Origin of the sequence: Streptomyces sp. CC0208, from assembly GCF_003443735.1 — a bacterium.
GTDB lineage: Bacteria > Actinomycetota > Actinomycetes > Streptomycetales > Streptomycetaceae > Streptomyces > Streptomyces sviceus.
Genome location: NZ_CP031969.1, coordinates 2,848,796 through 2,866,460 on the forward strand (window position 1 = coordinate 2,848,796; position 17,665 = coordinate 2,866,460).

At 69.9% G+C, this 17,665-nt stretch carries 18 protein-coding genes; 8 read left to right on the forward strand and 10 right to left on the reverse strand.

The genetic code is table 11. The features are described from left to right. Positions 1-28 precede the first annotated feature (28 nt). Complete coding sequence (locus D1369_RS12730) at positions 29-1,057, forward strand: LLM class flavin-dependent oxidoreductase (RefSeq protein ID WP_007384742.1); 1,029 nt, start codon at positions 29-31, stop codon at positions 1,055-1,057. A gap of 86 nt (positions 1,058-1,143) precedes the next feature. Here D1369_RS12730 and D1369_RS12735 read toward each other — a convergent pair whose 3' ends face one another. After that, entirely contained in the window at positions 1,144-1,536 is a 393-nt protein-coding gene (locus tag D1369_RS12735; protein ID WP_007384741.1) for an SCO5389 family protein, read from the reverse strand. Positions 1,537-1,790: 254 nt separating this feature from the next. Between D1369_RS12735 and nucS the strand changes: the two genes are divergently transcribed. After that, positions 1,791-2,462, forward strand: a complete 672-nt coding sequence (gene nucS / locus D1369_RS12740) for an endonuclease NucS (RefSeq protein WP_007384740.1) — start codon at positions 1,791-1,793, stop codon at positions 2,460-2,462. 86 nt (positions 2,463-2,548) lie between these two features. Here nucS and D1369_RS12745 read toward each other — a convergent pair whose 3' ends face one another. From D1369_RS12745 to D1369_RS12760, 4 genes are all read right to left on the reverse strand, one after another. After that, positions 2,549-5,068 (reverse strand): ATP-binding protein, encoded by a 2,520-nt coding sequence (locus tag D1369_RS12745; protein WP_118082455.1) that lies wholly within the window; start codon positions 5,066-5,068, stop codon positions 2,549-2,551. A 230-nt stretch (positions 5,069-5,298) separates the two neighbouring features. Continuing rightward, positions 5,299-5,622, reverse strand: a complete 324-nt coding sequence (locus D1369_RS12750) for an STAS domain-containing protein (RefSeq protein ID WP_007384738.1) — start codon at positions 5,620-5,622, stop codon at positions 5,299-5,301. A 170-nt stretch (positions 5,623-5,792) separates the two neighbouring features. Then, positions 5,793-6,641: a 3-hydroxyacyl-CoA dehydrogenase family protein gene (locus tag D1369_RS12755; protein ID WP_007384737.1), complete on the reverse strand. Its 849-nt coding sequence runs from the start codon at positions 6,639-6,641 to the stop codon at positions 5,793-5,795. 137 nt (positions 6,642-6,778) lie between these two features. After that, positions 6,779-7,420, reverse strand: coding sequence for a TetR/AcrR family transcriptional regulator (locus D1369_RS12760; RefSeq protein ID WP_007384736.1), 642 nt, complete (start codon positions 7,418-7,420; stop codon positions 6,779-6,781). 79 nt (positions 7,421-7,499) lie between these two features. Between D1369_RS12760 and D1369_RS12765 the strand changes: the two genes are divergently transcribed. The 3 genes from D1369_RS12765 to D1369_RS12775 are packed head-to-tail and all read left to right on the forward strand — an operon-like array spanning position 7,500 to position 9,625. After that, positions 7,500-8,282 carry an ATP-binding cassette domain-containing protein gene (locus D1369_RS12765; protein WP_007384735.1) on the forward strand — a complete coding sequence of 261 codons (783 nt, stop codon included), beginning with the start codon at positions 7,500-7,502 and terminating at the stop codon, positions 8,280-8,282. A gap of 7 nt (positions 8,283-8,289) precedes the next feature. Then, on the forward strand, positions 8,290-9,039 hold the full coding sequence (locus D1369_RS12770; RefSeq protein WP_007384734.1) for an ABC transporter permease: 750 nt from the start codon (positions 8,290-8,292) through the stop codon (positions 9,037-9,039). A gap of 13 nt (positions 9,040-9,052) precedes the next feature. After that, positions 9,053-9,625, forward strand: coding sequence for a cob(I)yrinic acid a,c-diamide adenosyltransferase (locus D1369_RS12775; RefSeq protein ID WP_007384733.1), 573 nt, complete (start codon positions 9,053-9,055; stop codon positions 9,623-9,625). On the opposite strand, the gene D1369_RS12780 is transcribed toward D1369_RS12775, so the two are convergent. After that, entirely contained in the window at positions 9,622-10,152 is a 531-nt protein-coding gene (locus tag D1369_RS12780; RefSeq protein ID WP_037903646.1) for a hypothetical protein, read from the reverse strand. The genes D1369_RS12775 and D1369_RS12780 overlap by 4 nt on opposite strands. 151 nt (positions 10,153-10,303) lie before the next feature. On the opposite strand from D1369_RS12780, the gene D1369_RS12785 reads away from it, so the two are divergent. From D1369_RS12785 to D1369_RS12795, 3 genes are all read left to right on the forward strand, one after another. Further along, entirely contained in the window at positions 10,304-11,467 is a 1,164-nt protein-coding gene (locus tag D1369_RS12785) for a histidine kinase (RefSeq protein WP_037901441.1), read from the forward strand. Next, positions 11,464-12,105, forward strand: coding sequence for a response regulator transcription factor (locus D1369_RS12790; protein ID WP_007384730.1), 642 nt, complete (start codon positions 11,464-11,466; stop codon positions 12,103-12,105). Before D1369_RS12785 ends, D1369_RS12790 begins: the two co-directional genes overlap by 4 nt. A 118-nt stretch (positions 12,106-12,223) precedes the next feature. Next, complete coding sequence (locus tag D1369_RS12795; protein ID WP_007384729.1) at positions 12,224-14,047, forward strand: glycoside hydrolase family 18 chitinase; 1,824 nt, start codon at positions 12,224-12,226, stop codon at positions 14,045-14,047. Between the two features lie 182 nt (positions 14,048-14,229). Here the strand turns inward: D1369_RS12795 and D1369_RS12800 are convergent, their stop codons facing one another. The 4 genes from D1369_RS12800 to D1369_RS12815 all read right to left on the reverse strand — a co-directional run bounded on the left by D1369_RS12800 (position 14,230) and on the right by D1369_RS12815 (position 17,657). After that, positions 14,230-14,676, reverse strand: coding sequence for a DUF2550 domain-containing protein (locus tag D1369_RS12800; RefSeq protein ID WP_037901439.1), 447 nt, complete (start codon positions 14,674-14,676; stop codon positions 14,230-14,232). Between the two features lie 142 nt (positions 14,677-14,818). Continuing rightward, positions 14,819-15,193, reverse strand: coding sequence for a F0F1 ATP synthase subunit epsilon (locus tag D1369_RS12805; protein WP_007384727.1), 375 nt, complete (start codon positions 15,191-15,193; stop codon positions 14,819-14,821). Positions 15,194-15,303: 110 nt separating this feature from the next. Continuing rightward, a complete protein-coding gene (atpD, locus tag D1369_RS12810) occupies positions 15,304-16,740 on the reverse strand; it encodes a F0F1 ATP synthase subunit beta (protein WP_007384726.1) in 1,437 nt (478 codons plus the stop codon). Beyond that, positions 16,740-17,657, reverse strand: a complete 918-nt coding sequence (locus D1369_RS12815) for a F0F1 ATP synthase subunit gamma (protein ID WP_007384725.1) — start codon at positions 17,655-17,657, stop codon at positions 16,740-16,742. The genes atpD and D1369_RS12815 overlap by 1 nt, the downstream gene beginning before the upstream one ends. Between the last annotated feature and the right edge of the window lie 8 nt (positions 17,658-17,665).

Genomic DNA, 17,665 nt, shown 5'->3' on the forward strand with positions numbered 1-17,665 from the left:
GTCGGAGCCAAGGAAGCAGGAAAAGCACATGCACGTTGGAAGTTTCGTGTTGGCGGCCCAGTTCCCGGGGCAGGGCCAGGGGGAGGCGCTGCACCGCGCGGTCCGCTCGGCCGAGGTCGCGGAGGAGGCCGGACTCGACGCGGTCTGGCTGGCAGAACACCACTTCGTACCGTACGGCACCTGCCCGTCGGCGATCACCCTGGCGGCGCTGCTGCTGGGCCGCACCCGCCGTATCCGCGTCGGCACCGCCGTGAGCGTGCTGCCCACGGTCCACCCCGTGGCCCTCGGGGAGCAGGCCGCGCTGCTGCACATGACGAGCGGCGGGCGCTTCTCGCTGGGCGTGGGGCGCGGCGGTCCATGGGTCGACCTGGAAGTGTTCGGGGCGGGTCTTCAGGCGTACGAGAAGGGCTTCCCGGAATCACTCGATCTGCTGGTGCGCTGGCTGCGCGAGCCGTCCGTCGGGGCGGCCGGCGAGCGCTTCCGCTTCCGCGAAGTGCCGGTCGTCCCACGGCCGTCGGAGGCGCTCACGGAAACGGACGGTCCCGAGGTCATCGTCGCCTGCACCTCCCCGGCGAGCGTCCGGCTGGCCGCCGAGCGCGGGCTGCCGATGCTGCTCGGGATGCATGTCGGGGACGAGGAGAAGGCGGAGATGGTCGCCCTGTGGCGCAGGCAGGCGCGCGCCGCCGGACACGCGCCGGAGAAGGTGCTGGACGCGCCCCATGTCTCGGCCGGTGTCTGCCAGCTCGCGGACCGGCGCACGGACGCGGTGGAGGCCCTGGTGAAGGCGATGCCGGGCTGGCTCAGGCAGGGACTCGGCGCCCATGTCACGGTCGACGGCCGCGCCCGACAGATGCGCGATCCGGTGGCGTACACCGAACTGCTCTGCGGACTGCACCCGGTGGGCACTCCGCGGCTCGCCGCCGACCGCCTCGCGGCGACCAGCGAACGGACGGGTGTCTCCCGTTTCGCCCTGCTCGTCGAGGGCTCGGGGGATCTGGCGGCCACCGAGGAGAACGTACGGCGGCTGGGTGCGGAAGTCCTGCCGCATCTGACCTGAAACGGAACAACCCTGTCCGGCGGGAGCTTGCCGCCCCGGTACTGATGCACCTCCCGCGTACGGAGCGGCAAGCGAGCGGCGCCGCGTCAGCAGTCCCGGAACTCCGGAGACTGGTTCAGCAGCTGACTGCGCACCGAGGTGAAGCGGACCAGCGTCTCGTCGACGGAGGAGTCCAACGGGAACACCGCCACCCGGTGGCAGTTCTGGAAGGCCAGCCGCACACCGAAGTGCCGCTGAAGCGCGCCGCGTATCGCGTCACTCGCAAGCGCACGCAGCAGCTGACCGCGTGCCTGCTCGTCCGGCGGGGGCGTCTGGTTGTCGGCGAAGTTGCCGCCGTCGACCTTCAGCTGGGCCACCAGGGAGCTGATCATCTCCCATGCGTAGGGCAGGGAGGTCCGGACGCAGTCGACGAATTCGGCTTCGTCGACCTCGCCTCGCTCGGCCTTCTCGAGTAGGGCCGGTGAGACGTCGAGCGACATGGGTTCTCCTCTCGCACCCCTGATTCCTCAGGGGTTGCCGGACAGATGAGGGAGTCCGCGCTGCCGACACGCTCAGTGCACGCCTCGCGACCTCCCGTTCACTACGGTAGGCAACGGACCGTGACGGCACCAGGAGAATGCGAACAAAGGGCGCTCTCAACAGGCCCACAATCGGCCACAAATGAACAGGCTTTCTCCACAGCCTTACGGGCCGAATCGCGTGGACATGCGCCCGTCGAGTAGCGTTGCCGACCATGCGTCTCGTCATTGCCCGGTGTTCCGTCGACTACGCGGGCCGGCTCACCGCCCACCTGCCCTCGGCCCCCCGTCTGATCCTGGTGAAGGCCGACGGCAGCGTCTCCATCCACGCCGACGACCGGGCCTACAAGCCCCTGAACTGGATGTCGCCGCCCTGCACGTTGAAGGAGGGGACCGGCGACGAGGAAGGCGTCTGGACCGTCATCAACAAGGCGGGCGAGAAGCTCATCATCACGATGGAGGAAGTCCTCCACGACTCCTCGCACGAACTGGGCGTCGATCCGGGCCTGATCAAGGACGGCGTGGAAGCACACCTTCAGGAACTGCTCGCCGACCGCATCGACACCCTCGGCGACGGCTACACCCTGATCCGCCGCGAGTACATGACGGCCATCGGCCCGGTCGACATCCTGTGCCGGGACGCCGAGGGGCAGACCGTCGCGGTGGAGATCAAGCGGCGCGGTGAGATCGACGGCGTCGAGCAACTCACCCGCTACCTCGACCTGTTGAACCGCGACCCCCATCTCGCCCCGGTCCGCGGCATCTTCGCCGCCCAGGAGATCAAGCCCCAGGCCCGCGTCCTCGCGACCGACCGCGGTATCGGCTGCCACATCATGGACTACGACGCGCTGCGGGGCATCGAGGACGACAAACTGCGGCTGTTCTGACAGCGCCTTTTCCGCTACGCCGAGTTCTTCCACGAAGAGGGCCGGGTCCGTTTCCGGACCCGGCCCTCTTGTGTCGCGCCGTGTTCCTAGATGACCGGCCCGCTCGGCGAGCTCACGCTGCTGCTCTCCGGGGCACTGGCCGAGCTGCTGGTCTCCACCGGGGCGGTGGAGGCGGGGCCGCTGGCCGAGTCGGAGGTGGAGGGCGCGGTCGTGGGCGTGCTCGTCGGCGTCTCAGTCGGGCCGGTCGACGTCGCGGTGCCTGTCGGCGTCGATGTGGCGGAACCCGTCGGCGTCGACGATGTCGACGGCTTCGACGCCGACGGCTTGGGGGACGTCGGCTTCGGCGAACTCGGGGTGCTCCCCGACCCCTTCGTCCCACTGGGATCGTCGGACGGCTCCGGCGCCCCCGTTGGCGTCGGATCGTCCGAAGTGCCGTACGTGCCGTCGGGCCCCGGGTCGGTCGGACGGGACGTGGCCGTGCCCGTGTCGGCCTTGCCGTCGTCGTTCTTCGGGACGTCCGCGCCGAGGTTGCCGTCGTCGATGCCGACGCTGGCCGACGGGTTGACGCCGACCTGGTCGGACGGGGCGTTCGGGTCGTTGTCGGAGGTGGCGCCGAGGGTCACGACCGTGCCGAGCACCGCGACCAGCAGGGCGCCCGCGCCGGCCGCGACGAGGTTGCGCTTGGCGAGGCCCTTGAGTCCGCCCCGGGCCTTGCGCGAGGGCGCGGGCGTGGACGGCGAGCGGTGGACGACGATCGTCTGCGACTCGGCCGGCGGCTGGAGCTGCGGGAAGGCCGCGGGGACTCCCCCGGGCGGTGAGGCGGACTCGTCGTACCGGGCGTCGGGCAACTCCTCGCCCGCCGCCGCGCCGAGGCCGACCAGGCCGGGCGCGCTGCCGTCCCGGTCGGAGACCAGGGTGAGGGCACGGCGGCCCGCGACGGTGCCGCGCTTGTCGGCGAGGGCGCCGCGCAGGCCGACGGAGGCCTCCAGTTCGGCGCGGGCCCGGTCGAGCTGTCCGCCGCAGAGCGCGAGGATGCCGAGCTCGTGGTGGAAGTAGGCCTGGTCGGAGACCTCACCGGCCAGCCGGGCTGCCTCGGAACCGGCCCGGAGGCAACGCTCCCAGGCGCCCCAGTGGCCGCCGGCGGCGAACGCGGGCGCCGCCGTGCGGGCCAGCTGCACGGTCACGGCCTCCTCGCCCTCCTCGGGCGCGGTGGTCACCGGGACCAGGACGGTGAGGGCGGCCAGCAGGGCGTCGGCCTCCGCGCACACCCGCTCGGGGGTGACCGAGGGGTGCCCGGCCCACCAGGCGTAGTGCTGGGCGGCGGTGAGGGCGCGGCTCTCGATGTCGTCGCCGTATCCGGCGGCCTCCAGCTGGGCGAGGACACCGGCGGCGAGCCGGTAGCGGGAGCCGACCGGGGAGACCAGACCGCAGTCCGCGAGCTCACCGAGGGCGGCGTCCGCGTGGGTGTCGCCGATCAGGGCGGGGAGGTGGGCCTGGTGGGGCACCTCGCCGCCGAGCGCGACCGCGAACCGCAGGGTGGCGCGCGCGGACTCGCTCAGCCGGGAGGCGAGCAGCGGGGCGGGGGCGGCGGCCTCGCCGAGCGCGGGCAGGGGTATCTCCTCGCCCTCGTCGGGGGCGAACAGCGCGTCGACCGGGGCCGCGTCCGCGAAGACGCCGAACTCGTCGACGGCACTGGTCCCGGCCCGCAGCCGGTCGCGCTGCCTGAGCAGGGCCCCGGCCTGGACGAAGCGCAGGGGCAGGCCCTCGGACTCGAACCAGAGGTCGCCCGCCCAGTTCGACTCCTCCTCCGTCAGCACCCGGCCGACGGAACGCTCCAGGAGCTCCACACCGTCGGCGCGCTCCAGGCCGCTGAGGAAGACCTCCTCGACGGCGGAGTCGGCCGAGGGCGCGGGCACGTCGGGCGTCGCGCCGATCACGAAGGCGCACTCGGGGGTGGCGTCGAGCAGTTCGTCGAGGGCCGCGCCGCCGAACTCGATGTCGTCGAGGACGACGACCGCGCCGATCTCCCGCACGCAGGAGAGCAGCTCGTCCCGGTCGGGGCGGTGCAGGGGCGCGTCGAAGACGGCGTAGAAGAGGTCGTACAGCAGCTCGGTCGCCGTGCGGTGGAAGCCGGTGAGGCGGACCACGCCGTCGGGGGCGAGGTCCGAGCAGTCCTCGGCGACGACGTCGAGCAGGCTGGTGCGGCCGGAGCCGGCGGGGCCGGTCAGGCGTACCGAGCGGCCGCGGGCGAGCAGCCGTACGAGTCGCTCGCGTTCGTCCTGGCGGGCCAGGAGATGCAGCGCCGTGCGGGTCGGTCCGGCCGGGACGGGCGGGCGGGCCGCGCGGTCCACCTCGGCGCGTTCGGCGGTACCGAACTTCGCGGGGCGGGCGGGTCGCTCGCCGGGCGGGCAAGCCTCTATCTCGCTGCCGTCGACGGGGTTGACGGTGAGCAGGAAGTCGCCCGCGACGAGCTGCACGGTGCGGGCGAGCGCGGGCGTGTGCTGGCCGAAGTCGGATGTGAGGGAGTCCCTGGGAGGCCGCTGACGCGGCGAGCCGCCGTCGTCGTCATGGCCGTACTCCTCGGGTCCCCGGTTGTTCGGGTCCATAGGTTCAAGCCCCCCAAAAGCGTCTCGTGTGCCGACAGTGGCCCCTCCCGGCCTGCAGCACACCGCGCTGTCGCTTCTGGTCCGGGCCCGCTGGAAGGGATGCAGACAGCAGGCGACCGAACCCTAAACCTTCGCACAGTATCTACGACAGCCCGGGGTACCGCGCCGTCCGAGACGTCACAGTCTCGTGAGGATTGCGCGGGACCTGCGTTTCGCCACGTCGGAGCGGGTCAGACGCGGGGCAGCGACTCCACGCCGATGCCGCCCTCGATCGCCAGGATCCGGTGCAGCCGGGTGGCGACCAGGAGGCGTTGCATCTGCGCCGGTACGTCGCGCAGCACCAGCCGGCGGCCGCAGCGGCCGGCCCTGCGATGGGCGCCCATGATCACCCCGAGGCCGGTGGCGTCCCAGGAGTCCAGCTCGGACAGGTCGAGCACCAGGTCGCCGACTCCGTCGTCGACGGCCGAGTGCAGGACCGTACGGGCGTCCGCCGCGCTGCGGACGTCGAGGCGGCCCCCGACGACCAGCTCGGCGTGGTCGCCCCTGATGTACATATGCGCTCCCCGAGAGTGCCTGTAGTACTCCACGAATCTGATGTCCAGTGATGACACCTCTGACTGCGTAGGGCGGCCGGAGGTTGCCGTCTGTAAGCGAACCGATACCGAATTCACCCCCGCGGGTGAAACCAGAGGGGCTTGTGCGGTTACGGGGACGGAAAAAGCCGTCAGTGCTTGTAGAAGCCCTGCCCGCTCTTGCGTCCGATGTCACCGGCGTCCACCATCCGGCGCATCAGCTCCGGCGGGGCGAACTTCTCGTCCTGGGACTCGGTGTAGATGTTGCTGGTGGCGTGCAGCAGGATGTCGACGCCGGTCAGGTCCGCCGTGGCGAGCGGTCCCATGGCGTGGCCGAACCCCAGCTTGCAGGCGAGGTCGATGTCCTCGGCGGTCGCGACGCCCGACTCGTAGAGCTTGGTCGCCTCGACGACGAGGGCGGAGATGAGACGGGTGGTGACGAACCCCGCCACGTCCCGGTTCACGACGATGCAGGTCTTGCCGACGGACTCGGCGAACTCCCGCGCGGTGGCGAGGGCTTCGTCGCTCGTCTTGTAGCCGCGGACCAGCTCGACGAGCTGCATCATCGGCACCGGCGAGAAGAAGTGCACCCCGACGACCCGTTCCGGGCGCTCGGTGGCCGCCGCGATCTTGGTGATCGGGATCGCGGAGGTGTTGGAGGCCAGCACGGCGTCCGGGCGCACGATCTTGTCCAGCGCGCGGAAGATCTCGTGCTTGACTTCCAGCTTCTCGAACACGGCCTCGACGACGATGTCGGCGTCGGCGGCCGCGTCCAGGTCGGTCGTCGCGGTGATCCGGGCGAGGGCCGCGTCGGCGTCGTGCGCCTCCAGCTTGCCCTTGCTCACGAACTTGTCGTACGAAGCCTTGATGCCGTCGGTACCGCGCTTCAGCGCCTCGTCGGTGACGTCCCGCAGGACGACGTCCCAGCCCGCCTGCGCGGATACTTGAGCGATACCGGAACCCATCAGGCCGGCGCCGATGACGGCAAGCTTCCGTGCCACTGTTGCGACTCCCCTTTGAAACGCCTTACGCCCTGTTTACGTTGCCTCTGCGGCGGACACTAGCGCTCGTGAAGGGCTGTGTGACCGGTTAGTAATGCGCGTCACGTCTCATCTGACGGACATCACACCGGTAGCTGTCACGAGTGGTCTCGTACGGCGTAGTTGAGCACCTTATCGCTCAACAACTCCTCCATGTCGTCGAGAAGCGCGAGTGTCTCTCGTGATACTTCGTCCGGTTCGCGCCCCGCGACCATCTCGCGCCCGATGCTGCCCATGACCGTCTGGTGGATCCAGTTGATCTGACCTGCGATCAGGGCGGGCAGCGGATCGCCGGGAGCCGCGCCCGTCTCCTCCCGGAGGGTCGTCTCCAGGTTCTCCTGGACCTCCTGCTGGATGCTCCACAGCCGGGAGCGGAGCGGGGGTGCGTCGTGGATGACCCGCATGAAACGGTCATAGCCCGGCATCAGGCCGACCCGGGGCGAGACCGCCTCGACCTCGTCGCGCAGCTCCCTCAGTACGGCAGCCGCCGCCGACTCACCCACGTCCCGCCCGCGCACCCAGCGCGAGAGGCGGTCGACGACGCCCTTGCTGCGATCGAGGAAGAGGTCCTCCTTGGTCGGGAAGTAGTTGTAGACGGTGTTCACGGAGACGTCGGCGGCGTCCGCCACCTCGGCGATCGTCACCGTGACGAAGCCGTGCTCCAGGAACAGCCCGGTGGCGATGTCCGAGATCCGCTGCCTGGTCTCGCGCTTCTTCCGCTCCCTGAGCCCCTCTGCCATGAGTCGAATGCTAGCTTCGTGGGCCGTCTGAAATTTTGGGGCCATTGCAAACTTTAAGAGACTCTGTTTTTCTTGGCCCATGCCCATCATCAGTACGGCCTCGCTCGCCCGTACCTTCCAGACCCGGCGTGGTCCCGTGGAAGCCGTGCGCGGTATCGATCTGACTGTCCGCGAGGGCGAGATCCTCGGCTTCCTCGGCCCGAACGGCGCCGGGAAGACCACCACCCTCCGGATGCTCACCACCCTGCTCGAACCCACCGGCGGCGCGGCCACCGTCGCCGGCCACGACCTCGCGACCGACGCCGCCGGGGTGCGCCGGGTGTGCGGGTACGTGGCCCAGTCCGGCGGGGTGGATCCGCAGATCTCCGTGCGGGAGGAACTGGTCACCCAGGGCCGCCTCTATCGCCTGACCAAGGCCCAGGCCGCCGACCGGGCCGCGGAGTTGGCCGGCGACCTGGATCTCACCGACCTGCTCGACCGCAGGTGCGGCACGCTCTCCGGCGGTCAGCGCCGCCGACTCGACATCGCGATGGCGCTCACGCACCGCCCGAAGGTGCTGTTCCTCGACGAGCCGACGACCGGCCTGGACCCCGCGAGCCGCGCCGACCTGTGGGACCTGGTCCGCAGGCTGCGCGACGCGCACGGCACGACCGTCTTCCTGACCACGCACTACCTCGACGAGGCCGACGCCCTCGCGGACCGCCTCGTGATCGTCGACCAGGGCGTGGTCGTGGCCGAGGGCACACCGAGCGCCCTGAAACTGGAGTACGGCGGCTCGATCGACGCCTCGCTCCAGGACACGTTCCTCGCGATCACCGGCCGGGGTCCCGTCCCGGCCGACGCCGCCCCCGTAGCCGTATAGGACAGCCATGCTTCTTCACGACACCGCGATCATCTACGGCCGTTATCTGCGCCAGTCCCTGCGCTCCCGCTTCGCGCTGCTGTTCGGCGTCCTGATGCCCTTGCTGTACCTGGTGTTCTTCGGTCCGCTGCTCACCGGTCTCCCGCTCGGCGGGAGGGGCGATTCCTGGCAGGTCCTGGTACCGGGGCTGCTGCTCCAACTGGGGCTTTTCGGGGCGCTGTTCGCGGGCTTCATGATCATTATGGAGAACGGTCAGGGCGTGGTGGAGCGGATGCGGGTCACTCCGGTCAGCCGGCTCGCCCTGCTGCTGGGCAGGGTGCTGCGGGAGGCGACGGTGTTCGTTTTCCAGGCGGTGCTGCTGGTGCTCGCCGCCGTGGTGATGGGGCTGCGGGCACCACTGGCCGGGATCCTGATCGGCTTCGCGTTCGTCGCCCTGCTGACCGTCTCGCTGGCCTCACTGTCGTACGCGCTGGCGATGAAGGTCCGTACGCCCCAGGAGTTCGGCCCGCTGATCAACGCCGTGTCGATGCCGTCGATGCTGCTGTCCGGCCTGATGCTCCCGATGACCCTGGGCCCGGCCTGGCTGAACGTCCTGTCGCACTTCATGCCGTTCCGCTATCTGGTGGACGCCATGCGGGACGCGTACGTCGGCGCGTACACGACGGATCACATGCTGTACGGCGTCCTGGTCGCCGTCGGCTTCGCGGTCCTGGCCGTGACGGTCGGCACACGCGTGTTCCGCACAGCCGGGGCGTAATTACCCTGGCCTCATGGTCAATCTGACGCGCATCTACACCAGGACCGGCGACCAGGGCACCACCGCCCTCGGCGACATGAGCCGGGTCGCCAAGACCGATCTGCGGATCTCCGCGTACGCGGACGCCAACGAGGCGAACGCGGTGATCGGCAGCGCGATCGCGCTGGGCGGGCTCGACGAGGAGGTCGTCAAGGTCCTCACCCGGGTGCAGAACGACCTCTTCGACGTCGGAGCCGACCTGTCCACGCCCGTGGTCGAGAACCCGCAGTTCCCGCCCCTGCGGGTCGAGCAGTTCTACGTCGACAAACTGGAGGCGGACTGCGACCGCTTCAACGAGCGGCTGGAGAAGCTCCGCTCCTTCATCCTCCCGGGCGGCACCCCGGGCGCGGCCCTGCTCCACCAGGCCTGCACGGTCGTACGCCGGGCCGAGCGCTCGACGTGGGCGGCGCTGGAGGTCCACGGCGACCACATGAACCCGCTCACGGCGACCTACCTGAACCGGCTCTCGGACCTGCTCTTCATCCTTGCCCGTACGGCCAACAAGGACGTCGGGGACGTGCTGTGGGTGCCGGGCGGGGAGCGTTAGCGCTCGCGCTTCGGAAACAGCGTGTAGCTGCCGGCGATGACCAGGTTGATGCCGATCAGCCACAGCATGCGCTGCTGCCAGGCACGCAGCGAGTCGGTCTGCCCGTCGCCGACGTACCAGACCGCGGCCTGGAGCAGCACCACGGCGACCACCGCGGCAAGGATCCAGCGGCCCGCGACCTTCCACTCGTGGACGGCGCGGGCCCTGCCGTACTTCGGCGGCTTCACCGGCGGCGGGCCACCCGCGAACCGGTGGGCGACCCGGGCGTCCGCCCACTTGATCGTCGAGTGCCCGAGGCCCACGGTGAAACCGATGTAGACGGCGGCCAGGCCGTGCTTCCAGTCGGGCTCGGCACCGTTCCTGAGGTCGATCGCGGTGACCGCGAACAGCACGAGCTCCAGCAGCGGCTCGCACAGCAGCAGGGCCAGTCCGACCCGCGGCATGCGCAGCCCGTAGCGGAAGGTCAGCCCGGCTGCCAGCAGCACCCAGAAGGCCACCTCACAGGCGACGATCAGTCCGACGATCACGACCGCTCCCTTCGTCTCCCTTCCAGGCTGCCGACGTGCGCGGTCCCTTTCGTCGTCGGCGGTGAGGAAACCGCCGTACATCGAAAGATGCAGTCCAGGACCGTTCCCGGGGATCAGGCGGCGGGCGCTGACACCGTGTTGGATGGGAGTCATGGCCCTCCCCCGCCCGCACCGCTTCGACGTGTACATCGCGGCCGGCGGGCTGCTCGGCGGCCTGCTGCTGGTGGGCATCGGCCTCGGGACCCGGCCGTCCAGCGACCCGATCACGCTCTTCGACGGACCCTGGCCGGTCCTCCTGCCGCTCACCGTGCTGGCCGGGTGCGAGCTGCTGCGCCGCACGGCCCCTCGCGCGGCCCTGCTCACCGGGACCGCCGCGATCTGCGCCGACCTCGTGACCCAGGGCAACCTCGCCACGATCCTGATGTTCACCGACGTCGTCTACGCGGCCGTGCTGTACGGCCCGCTCGCCTCGGCCCGCCGCATCCAGTGGATCACCGGCCTGCTGACCGTGGCCGGGACGCTGGTGCCGTTCGCGGTGTGGCGGGTGCCGGAGGCGCTGCTGATCGGCGTGGTCGTCGGGGTGGTGGCGTACGGGCCCGCCGCCACCGGGTGGATCGTGCGCAACCACCGTGACGCCGCCGAGGCCGCCCGGCTGCGCGCCGAACAGACCGCGCTGCTCGCCGAAATGGACCGCAGCCAGGCCGTCACCGCCGAACGCGCCCGGATGGCACGGGAGTTGCACGACATGGTGGCCAACCACCTCTCGGCGATCGCCATCCATTCCACGGCCGCACTGTCCATCGACGATCCCGCGACCTCCCGCGAGGCCCTCACGGTCATCCGGGAGAACAGCGTCGACGGGCTCGCCGAGATGCGCCGGCTGATCGGCATCCTGCGCGACGGCGACCACGATCCCTCCGCCGTCCCCACCCTCGACGGCCTCACCGCCCTCGTCGACGGAGCCCGCGCCAACGGCCTGGACGTCACCCTGGACGCCTGCCACCACGGCTCCGTGCCCGCGCCGGTCGAACTCGCCGCCTACCGCATCGTCCAGGAGTCGCTGACCAACGCCCTCAAGCACGCCTGTCCCGGCCGGGTCACGGTGTCCCTCGCCGAGCGGGACGGCGATCTGACGATCGAGGTGAGCAGTCCGTACGGCGACCGGGACGGGCCGCGCGCCCCGGGCTCGGGGGCCGGTCTGGTCGGGATGCGGGAGCGGGCCGCGCTGCTGGGAGGGACGTTCCGGGCCGGACCGCGGGGCGCGCTGTGGACCGTGCACGCCACGCTTCCCGTACCGGAAGGAGAATCCGAATGATCCGTGTCCTGGTCGCCGAGGACCAGTCCGCCGTCCGCGCCGGGCTCGTCCTCATCCTGCGCAGCGCTCCCGGCATCGAGGTGGTCGGCGAGGCGGCGGACGGTGCGCAGGCGGTGGCGCTGGCCCGGGAGCTGCGACCGGATCTGGTGCTGATGGACGTCCAGATGCCGCGTCTTGACGGGGTGTCGGCGACGCGGGAGGTCGTGGCGGAAGGGCTCGCGGACGTCCTCGTGCTGACCACCTTCGACCTCGACGAGTACGTGTTCGGGGCCCTGCGGGCCGGTGCCGTCGGTTTCCTGCTGAAGAACACGGAGGCGAAGGACCTCATCGAGGCCGTGCGCACGGTGGCGCGGGGGGAGGGGATCGTCGCTCCGGCCGTCACCCGGCGGCTGATCGCCGAGTTCGCCGCCAGGCCGGTCCGCGGGACGAGCGTCGATCCGGCCGTCCTCGACACCCTCACCCGCCGGGAACGCGAGGTGCTCTCCTGTCTCGGGGAGGGCCTGTCCAATGCCGACATCGCCGAGCGCCTCGACATGGCCGAGGCCACCGTGAAGACGCACGTCAGCCGTCTGCTGGGGAAGCTGGAACTGCGCAGTCGGGTGCAAGCGGCCGTACTGGCACAGGAGTTGGGCGTCTAGTTGCGGCTTGCACCAGAGTGGTCCAGACCTATTGACCTGTGGTCCAGACCTTTCTATTCTCGCGGCACCGTGGGTGTGAAGGCTCAGTCACGCCCCCAACTCCCCTAGGAGGCGCACGATGCGCTTCAGACACAGAGCCGCGGCAGGGTTCGCGACGCTGTTGCTCCCCTTCGCCGGCCTGGTCGGCCTCGCGAGCCCCGCCCAGGCCGCGAGCACCGCCACCGCAACCTACGCCAAGACCCAGGACTGGGGCACCGGCTTCGAAGGCAAGTGGACGGTGAAGAACACCGGCACCACCAGCCTCAGTTCCTGGACCGTCGAGTGGGACTTCCCCTCCGGCACCTCCGTCACCTCCGCCTGGGACGCCGACGTCACCTCCGCCGGCACCCACTGGACCGCCAAGAACAAGTCCTGGAACGGCACCCTCGCCCCCGGCGCCTCCGTCTCCTTCGGCTTCAACGGCGCCGGCAGCGGCTCCCCCGCCAACTGCAAGCTGAACGGCGGCAGTTGCGACGGCGGATCCACTCCGGGCGACGCGGCGCCCTCCGCCCCCGGCACCCCCACCGCCTCCGGCGTCACCGACACCTCGGTGAAGCTGGCCTGGAGCGCCGCCACCGACGACAAGGGCGTCAAGAACTACGACGTGCTGCGCGACGGTGCCAAGGTGGCGACCGTGACGACGACCTCGTACACGGACACCGGCCTGACCGCCGGCACCGACTACTCGTACACCGTGCGGGCCCGCGACACCGCCGACCAGACGGGTCCGGCCAGCGGGGCGGTCGCGGTGCGCACCACCGGCGGCACCACCGAACCGCCGCCCACCGGCTCCAAGGTCAAGCTGGGCTACTTCACCGAGTGGGGTGTCTACGGCCGCAACTACCACGTCAAGAACCTGGTGACCTCGGGCTCCGCCTCGAAGATCACGCACATCAACTACGCCTTCGGCAACGTCAAGGACGGCAAGTGCGTCGTCGACGACACCTACGCCGCCTACGACAAGGCGTACACCGCGGATCAGTCGGTCTCCGGCGCCGCCGACACCTGGGACCAGCCGCTGCGCGGCAACTTCAACCAGCTGCGTGAGCTCAAGGCCAAGTACCCGAACATCAAGGTGCTGTACTCCTTCGGCGGCTGGACCTACTCCGGCGGCTTCGCGCAGGCCGCGGCCAACCCCGCCGCCTTCGCCGCCTCCTGCAAGGCGGTCATCGAGGACCCGCGCTGGGCAGATGTCTTCGACGGCATCGACATCGACTGGGAGTACCCGAACGCCTGCGGTCTGACCTGCGACACCAGCGGGGCCGCGGCCTTCAAGAACCTGATGGGGGCGCTGCGCTCGGAGTTCGGTCCGAACTACCTGGTCACCGCGGCCATCACGGCCGACGGTTCCTCCGGCGGAAAGATCGACGCAGCCGACTACGGTGGCGCCTCCCAGTACGTCGACTGGTACAACGTGATGACGTACGACTACTTCGGTGCCTTCAACGCGCAGGGCCCGACCGCCCCGCACTCGCCGCTGACGTCGTACGCCGGCATCCCGCAGGCGGGCTTCGACTCCGCCGACGCGATCGCCAAGCTGAAGTCGAAGGGCGTGGCCTCGAAGAAGCTGCTGCTCGGCATCGGCTTCTACGGCCGCGGCTGGACCGGCGTCACCCAGGCCGCCCCAGGCGGTTCGGCGACCGGAGCGGCACCCGGCACCTACGAGGCGGGCATCGAGGACTACAAGGTCCTCAAGACGTCCTGCCCGGCCACCGGCACCATCGCGGGCACGGCGTACGCCTACTGCGGCAACAACTGGTGGTCCTACGACACCCCCGCGACGATCGCCGGGAAGATGACCTGGGCCAAGAACCAGGGCCTCGGCGGCGCGTTCTTCTGGGAGTTCAGCGGCGACACCGCGGGCGGTGAGCTGGTGAGCGCCATCAACAGCGGACTGAGCTGAACCACGATCCACTGAGGGCGCGCGGCCTGTGCCGCGCGCCTTCGGCGTACTCCCCCCAGAACCGTTCGGCCCTCACCGAGGGACCATCAGCGGCCGAAACGCAGGTCCAGCAACACGCGAACCTCGGGCAGCCCGTCGGTCAGGCCCAGGTCTGGCCCGTCGGCGTCACCGTGACCCTCGACTCAGGCCACGTTGACACGCTGACCAGGGGGAGCTGCCTCCAGCCACGCGAGGAAACCGGTCAGCGCGTCTTCGCTCATCGCGAGTTCGAGACGCGTGCCCCGGTGCAGACAGGTCAGGATCACGGCGTCGGAGAGCAGGGCCATCTCCTCCTCCCCGTCGGGGAGCCGACGGCCGGCGACCTCGATCGCGGCCCGCTCCAGGACGCGGCGCGGGCGATAGGCGTAGGAGAAGACGCGGTACCACTCGACGCGGTCGCCGTTGTAGCGGGCGACGCCGTAGCTCCAGCCCTTGCCGCTGGGGTCGGATTTCTCGGGGACGTCCCAGCGCAGGGAACAGTCGAAGGTGCCGCCGGAGCGCTGGATGAGTCTGCGGCGCAGGCCGAAGACGAACAGCCCCAGCACCACCAGGGCCACGACGATTCCGCACACAGTCAGAGCGAGGACCATCGACACCGACCTCCTCGTCTCCTAGGTACCTTCAATAGGTAACGGAACGGAAAAAACATCCAGATCTGCCTCAGCCGCGACCGGCTCCGGATCGCTCCGGTGCCGGCCGCGGCTGAGTGACGTCATACGGCTCCGCGCTGGTTCAGCGCGCAGTCGCCGCGCGCAGTCGTACGTCCGCGCGACGCTCGGCGGCGGCGTCGCCCTCCGCCTTCGCGCGCTCCAGCTCCCGCTCCGCGCGCTGGACGTCGATCTCGTCCGACAGCTCGGCGATCTCGGCCAGCAGCGACAGCTTGTTGTCGGCGAACGAGATGAAACCGCCGTGCACCGCGGCGACAACCGTCCCGCCATCGCTCGTACGGATGGTCACCGGGCCCGACTCCAGCACACCGAGCAGCGGCTGGTGACCGGGCATGACGCCGATGTCGCCGGACGTGGTGCGCGCGACGACCAGGGTGGCCTCGCCGGACCAGACCTCTCGGTCGGCCGCGACCAGCGCGACGTGCAGCTCAGCAGCCAAGGTGGCTCCTCGGGTCACCACCCGGCGGTTCTGCCGGGTGTTGGTTACAAGTCTAGTGGGCGTGAATGAGGGGGCGGGACGTGCCCCGCCCCCTCAGACGAGCGCGATGCTCAGGAGACGCCGAGCTCCTTGGCGTTGGCCTTGAGGTCCTCCAGGCCACCGCACATGAAGAACGCCTGCTCCGGGAAGTGGTCGAACTCGCCGTCGCAGATCGCGTTGAACGCGGTGATCGACTCGTCCAGCGGCACGTCCGAGCCGTCCACACCGGTGAACTGCTTGGCGACGTGCGTGTTCTGCGACAGGAAGCGCTCGACGCGGCGGGCACGCTGGACGACCAGCTTGTCCTCCTCGCTGAGCTCGTCGATGCCGAGGATCGCGATGATGTCCTGGAGGTCCTTGTACTTCTGGAGGATCCCCTTGACGCGCATCGCGGTCTCGTAGTGGTCCTGCGCGATGTAGCGCGGGTCCAGGATCCGGGACGTGGAGTCCAGCGGGTCCACGGCCGGGTAGATGCCCTTCTCGGAGATCGGACGGGAGAGAACCGTCGTCGCGTCGAGGTGGGCGAAGGTGGTGGCCGGGGCCGGGTCGGTCAGGTCGTCCGCGGGGACGTAGATCGCCTGCATCGAGGTGATCGAGTGACCACGGGTCGAGGTGATGCGCTCCTGGAGGAGACCCATCTCGTCGGCCAGGTTCGGCTGGTAACCCACCGCGGAGGGCATACGGCCGAGCAGCGTGGAGACCTCGGAACCGGCCTGGGTGAAGCGGAAGATGTTGTCGATGAAGAACAGCACGTCCTGCTTCTGCACATCGCGGAAGTACTCCGCCATGGTCAGACCGGCCAGGGCCACGCGCAGACGGGTGCCCGGGGGCTCGTCCATCTGGCCGAAGACCAGCGCGGTCTTGTCGATGACGCCCGAGTCGGACATCTCCTCGATGAGGTCGTTGCCCTCACGGGTGCGCTCACCGACACCGGCGAACACGGAGACACCGTCGTGGTTGTTGGCGACGCGGTAGATCATCTCCTGGATGAGCACCGTCTTGCCGACGCCGGCACCACCGAACAGACCGATCTTTCCACCCTTGACGTACGGGGTGAGAAGGTCGATGACCTTGACGCCGGTCTCGAACATCTCGGTCTTCGACTCGAGCTCGTCGAAGCGCGGGGCCTTGCGGTGGATGGACCAGCGCTCGCCGTCGTAGGTCTCGTCGACGTTCAGCACCTCACCGAGGGTGTTGAACACCTTGCCCTTGGTGAAGTCGCCGACCGGGACGGTGATGCCCGTGCCGGTGTCGGTGACGGTGGCCTGGCGGACCAGGCCGTCGGTGGGCTGCATCGAGATGGTGCGGACCAGGCCGTCACCCAGGTGCTGGGCGACCTCCAGGGTCAGCGTCTTCTTCGCGCCGTCCTGGGCCGGGTCGGCCACCTCGACGTGCAGAGCGTTGTAGATCTCCGGCATCGCGTCGACGGGGAACTCCACGTCGACGACCGGGCCGATGACCCGGGCGACGCGGCCCGTGGCAGCGGCCGTCTCAACTGTCGTCGTCATTACCTGTCACTCCCCGCGGACGCGTCGGCGAGGGCTGCGGAGCCACCGACGATCTCGCTGATTTCCTGGGTGATTTCGGCCTGGCGGGCCGCGTTGGCAAGTCGGGAGAGCGTGGTGATGAGCTCTCCCGCGTTGTCGGTGGCCGACTTCATCGCGCGCCGCGTGGCGGCGTGCTTGGAGGCGGCCGACTGGAGCAGCGCGTTGTAGATACGGCTCTCCACGTAGCGCGGCAGCAGGGCGTCGAGGACGTCCTCCGCCGAGGGCTCGAAGTCGTAGAGCGGGAGGATCTCGCCCTGCGGCTTGGCCTCCTGCGCCACCTCTTCGAGGCTGAGCGGCAGCAGACGGTCGTCGAGCGCCGTCTGCGTCATCATCGAGACGAACTCGGTGAAGACGATGTGGAGTTCGTCCACGCCGCCCTCGGCCGTGTCCTTCTCGATGGCCTCGATCAGCGGAGCCGCGACCTTCTTGGCGTCCGCGTACGTGGGCTCGTCGGTGAAGCCGCTCCACGACTCCGCGATCTTGCGCTCACGGAAGTTGAAGTGCGCGACACCGCGGCGGCCGACGATGTAGATGTCGACCTCCTGGCCCTCGCGCTCCAGCCGCTCGGTGAGCCGCTCCGCCTGCTTGATGGCGTTGGAGTTGAAGGCGCCCGCGAGACCGCGGTCACTCGTCAGGAGCAGCACCGCGGACCGCGTGACCGTCTCGGCCTTCGTGGTCAGCGGGTGCCTGGTGTTCGAGCCGGTACCGACCGCCGTGACCGCGCGGGTGAGCTCGGTCGCGTAGGGCGCGGAGGCCGCCACCTTGCGCTGCGCCTTGATGACGCGCGAGGCGGCGATCATCTCCATCGCCTTGGTGATCTTCTTGGTCGCGGTGACGGATCGGATGCGACGCTTGTAGACCCGGAGCTGGGCTCCCATGAGTCAGG

Coding starts and splice junctions, on each gene's coding strand:
- D1369_RS12785 (WP_037901441.1), top strand. CDS start 10,304: ATGGCCCTCCCCCGCCCGCACCGCTTCGACGTGTACATCGCGGCCGGC.
- D1369_RS12735 (WP_007384741.1), bottom strand. CDS start 1,536: ATGTCGCTCGACGTCTCACCGGCCCTACTCGAGAAGGCCGAGCGAGGC.
- D1369_RS12750 (WP_007384738.1), bottom strand. CDS start 5,622: ATGTACATCAGGGGCGACCACGCCGAGCTGGTCGTCGGGGGCCGCCTC.
- D1369_RS12790 (WP_007384730.1), top strand. CDS start 11,464: ATGATCCGTGTCCTGGTCGCCGAGGACCAGTCCGCCGTCCGCGCCGGG.
- D1369_RS12730 (WP_007384742.1), top strand. CDS start 29: ATGCACGTTGGAAGTTTCGTGTTGGCGGCCCAGTTCCCGGGGCAGGGC.
- D1369_RS12770 (WP_007384734.1), top strand. CDS start 8,290: ATGCTTCTTCACGACACCGCGATCATCTACGGCCGTTATCTGCGCCAG.
- D1369_RS12800 (WP_037901439.1), bottom strand. CDS start 14,676: ATGGTCCTCGCTCTGACTGTGTGCGGAATCGTCGTGGCCCTGGTGGTG.
- nucS (WP_007384740.1), top strand. CDS start 1,791: ATGCGTCTCGTCATTGCCCGGTGTTCCGTCGACTACGCGGGCCGGCTC.
- D1369_RS12765 (WP_007384735.1), top strand. CDS start 7,500: ATGCCCATCATCAGTACGGCCTCGCTCGCCCGTACCTTCCAGACCCGG.
- D1369_RS12745 (WP_118082455.1), bottom strand. CDS start 5,068: ATGGACCCGAACAACCGGGGACCCGAGGAGTACGGCCATGACGACGAC.
- D1369_RS12795 (WP_007384729.1), top strand. CDS start 12,224: ATGCGCTTCAGACACAGAGCCGCGGCAGGGTTCGCGACGCTGTTGCTC.
- D1369_RS12815 (WP_007384725.1), bottom strand. CDS start 17,657: ATGGGAGCCCAGCTCCGGGTCTACAAGCGTCGCATCCGATCCGTCACC.
- atpD (WP_007384726.1), bottom strand. CDS start 16,740: ATGACGACGACAGTTGAGACGGCCGCTGCCACGGGCCGCGTCGCCCGG.
- D1369_RS12760 (WP_007384736.1), bottom strand. CDS start 7,420: ATGGCAGAGGGGCTCAGGGAGCGGAAGAAGCGCGAGACCAGGCAGCGG.
- D1369_RS12775 (WP_007384733.1), top strand. CDS start 9,053: ATGGTCAATCTGACGCGCATCTACACCAGGACCGGCGACCAGGGCACC.